Genomic DNA, 3,537 nt, shown 5'->3' with positions numbered 1-3,537 from the left:
TACTTCATCAAGAATTTTTACTATTTGTGTAAGCCAATTTAGCGCTAAAGCTTGAGATATTTTTCCGTTAGCTTCCACCCATTGTTCTAAGTTCTGTCCCTCAAATTTCTGCATGACCAAGCAATGCAGTTTCCTGTAACTATTATGGGGTGTTACAGTAAATAAATCGTCTATAACTCTAGGAATACCTGGATGGTTGAACAGTTGAAGCGTCAGTGTTTCTCGCTCCAATAAACTGATCTCCTTGGGCTTTTGCGATCGCAATACTTTAATTACTTTATGAGTGCCTTTATCATCCAGTATTTCAAAAACTTCTGTATTGTAATGAAAGTCTAAAGGACGCAATGGCTTAATTAACCGAAATCGCTGCTCAATCAGCAGTTCTGTTCCGCAATTAAGGCATCTCTCACTATCATCAGGATTTTGCCGTTGTTTACATTTAGGATTAATACAGTAACTCACATATTTAAGCTAGTAGAGTAATTAAGCTGATTTCAAATCATAAACTGTATTTTGAACTAATTTAAAAGCATAGGTACTAACATACTTTATAACTTGAGGCTCTAAACTCAATAGTACTTCTTGACTATCATTTATTTCTTGCTCAATTAAAGAACGTGCATATAAAGCCTCTATAGCTTCAAGTACTTCTGAGGTTGTTACCTCACTCTGTTGGCTCTCCTTAATTTTTTTAAGTAATCTACTCAATCCAATTGAATTACCAGACTCTTTAGTTAGTTCTTCTGCTAAATGGAAGATAATCTGTTTCTCTAAAATAGTTAGACGACCTTTTTCTTCAAATAAATCATCTAAACTATCTTGAAATATATCTGTCATCAATACAGTCTGAAAATTTAAAAACCTTTCTACACTTCCGCCACAAAAGTTTTGAATCTTGTCCGCTAAAATTTTTAAAGATAAAGGATTTCCACGATAAGTTTGAATTAAATCTCCCCATTTATCCTCATCAGTTAAACCGTGGAAACGAAAAAGTTCTAAAGCTTCCTTTCCCAACCCTTCAAGTTTTACCGTCCTAACTGGTTGCCCCTTTTTTTGTAGGCGATTAAAATCAATAAATGGTTCACGGCTGGTTAGTAGGAAACAACTTTGATGCTGTTCCTCTATCACTCTATTAAAGAACGTCCCATACTCTGTATACTGCTTCCCGTAGGCATTTGCTCTGGTATTTCTATCTCCCTGTAATAAAGACTCTGCTGAGTCTAAAATCACCAAATAACGACGTGAACGCAGGTAGTCAAACAGTTTAGATATCCTAGCTTGGATGGATTCTGGTAAATCTAACTCCTGTTTTTCTGAATCAGCTAAAATTCTAAGCAGGTCAGCAACTAAATCTGTAAGTAATGGACTATATGAAATTGATTTCCAAATAAAACCATTAAACTCATACGACCCCATACGCAAAGCTTGAACTAATTTAACAACTAAAGCACTTTTTCCAATTCCTGCCGTCCCTATAATTGCTACACAACGCTCTTGAGCTATCAATTCTTTTAGCATCGCTAGTTCAGGAGTTCGACCGTAAAAATTAGATACGTCAGGGAGATTTCCTACGAGTATGGGTAGACCAGCAGCAGCTTCATTCGATTTTGCTGGTTTCTTATCAGCTACTACTATCTGTTTTTCTAAAATCCCCCGCAGTCGTTTCTTAGTGACTTTTTCTCCATTCCCTAATATCCCTGTTAATAGTACCCACAGTTTAGGTGCTACACGCCGCTGCAAAAGATTAATGTCATAGAGACTATTCTCTGCTACGTCCTTGTAATCCAGATCAAGCCAAGCTGATCTAAGCACAATTTTTTCTGGCTCCTCTAGCCACCTGCCTTGTTTTGCAAACACTAAGTCATCTATGATTTGGATAACCTCTTTAGCATTCACCTTTTATTAAGCTCCTTCGAGTGCTGTTTTTTATTAATTTCACAAAATAAAAAGTATATACTTTTTCGCAAATGATCTTTTAAAAGGCTTGCGTAGTCTACTATCTCCTACTTATACAGCAATTCAGATCAGTTAAGCATTTCTTCCTTCGTGTTCTTCTGGTGTATCTGGTGCGCGTAGCTTGCTTCTCCGCAGAGTAGTGCATTTCCTACCTCACTTATTTGTAAACTGCAAACTGGTGTGTACTTTAATCTTTACAAAACTTAACAATTGGAGTTGCTATTTTATTACCATACTGTTATATCTTAATCTGGGTACGTACTAAATCTAGAAAAGTTTTAGGAGATTGCTAAAGCTAGTATAATTACGGCAGAACTCAAAGCAACGCTCAAAATTAAACAACTTTAAGTAGGCGATGTTCAATATGTCAGATTACTTTTTAAATTTGACTGCAACAAATGCATCGCTCTATTTATGTCAGGCTTAAAGTAGGCAAGCTTTGAGAGCTAAGATAACCAAGCTAATCAAATGAAGGGAAATATGAAAGTGAAAGCATCAAAAAACCCAAAGCACAAAGCGCCACTAAGGAGTAGGCGCTTTGTCTGTTCGTAAAATCCATCGTTTTTTTAGAGCGGGGTTGATCTCGAAGGAACAAAATAAGTTGTCGTTGAAGTTTGCCGACCGAGACGACTACTAAATTTGTCCGAGAGTATAGTCCGCGCTACCAGATCCATTATAGGATCTGCCGCTTGGAAAGTCCATTCCTTGCGGGATGTTTTTGCTGTCAAAATTCATGAATTTTAGGTAAAGTTAAATTTGATTAAGAAAAATCCCGAATTTAGTAGCAAAAATCCGTAGCAGCGCGAAGAACAGTTACCAGTTACCAGTTACTTGATAACTGTTGACTGATAACTGATGCAACCCCCTCTGAAGCTTGTAAACCGAGTTATCAGGGGAAAATATTGTGATAAATAGCAAACCCAAGAGCGCAGTATTAGAGCGCATGGGGTGTAATAGTGCAGCTTTTGCACAGCAACTTTGTGCTGTAGCTGAAGGAAATTTCAGAAATATCCTATCTAGAGCAAGAATTTCGCAACTTTCAAGTTGGCTGTGTTTAAATGAAGGCGCAAGAAACATCGCTGGACTAGCAGTGGTAATCACCTGCGACGTGGGTAATGATTACTGGCAGTTGCGGCTCAAAAGGAAAGAACTAGCGATCGCGTTTCTTGGACTCAAACGTTATTTTCAAAAAAACACACCTCTCTCCAAGGAATTCCAAAGGGAGAGCAGATGAAATTACGTCCAATTGAATACCCCAACAACCTCACGGATCATGAATACCACGAGTTAACAGTTGGTAGTGCCATTCATCCAGCGCTGGTCGAGAGCAACTTCTTCCATATTGAGGGAGAAACAATTTACGACTACCTGTTCATCTCCAACAAAATTCCTCGCAAAAATGCCGGTCGAGTCACAGATGCGTACATAAGGCAATATCAGCATCTATTATTGGGTGGCACATGGATTCAATCTCTTGACCCGTTCAAAAACTGGGAACCAATGGAGTGGGGACGGATTAAGCCTAACTTCCCTCGCATTGATTGGGAGAAAGGTAAACCCGTCAAATACGAGTCACCACCC

Annotated in this window: 3 protein-coding genes and 1 pseudogene; 2 read left to right on the top strand and 2 right to left on the bottom strand. The window is 38.3% G+C overall.

Translation table 11 applies throughout. The annotated features are described in order from the left end of the window. Both ACEW80_RS01980 and ACEW80_RS01975 read right to left on the bottom strand, forming a co-directional pair. A partial coding sequence (locus ACEW80_RS01980; protein WP_373524989.1) for a 4-Cys prefix domain-containing protein occupies window positions 1–462 on the bottom strand: 462 nt, incomplete at its 3' end. 21 nt (window positions 463–483) lie between these two features. Continuing rightward, on the bottom strand, window positions 484–1,896 hold the full coding sequence (locus ACEW80_RS01975; protein ID WP_373524988.1) for an NB-ARC domain-containing protein: 1,413 nt from the start codon (window positions 1,894–1,896) through the stop codon (window positions 484–486). 964 nt (window positions 1,897–2,860) lie between these two features. Here ACEW80_RS01975 and ACEW80_RS01970 point away from each other — a divergent pair. Both ACEW80_RS01970 and ACEW80_RS01965 read left to right on the top strand, forming a co-directional pair. Continuing rightward, window positions 2,861–3,190, top strand: coding sequence for a hypothetical protein (locus ACEW80_RS01970; RefSeq protein WP_373524987.1), 330 nt, complete (start codon window positions 2,861–2,863; stop codon window positions 3,188–3,190). Then, window positions 3,187–3,537: pseudogene (locus tag ACEW80_RS01965) on the top strand (bifunctional DNA primase/helicase); the annotation flags it as partial. The gene ACEW80_RS01970 and the pseudogene ACEW80_RS01965, both read left to right, overlap by 4 nt.

This window comes from Nostoc sp., assembly GCF_041747015.1.
Lineage (GTDB): Bacteria > Cyanobacteriota > Cyanobacteriia > Cyanobacteriales > Nostocaceae > Nostoc.
This window is presented reverse-complemented; position numbering and strand designations above follow the sequence as displayed.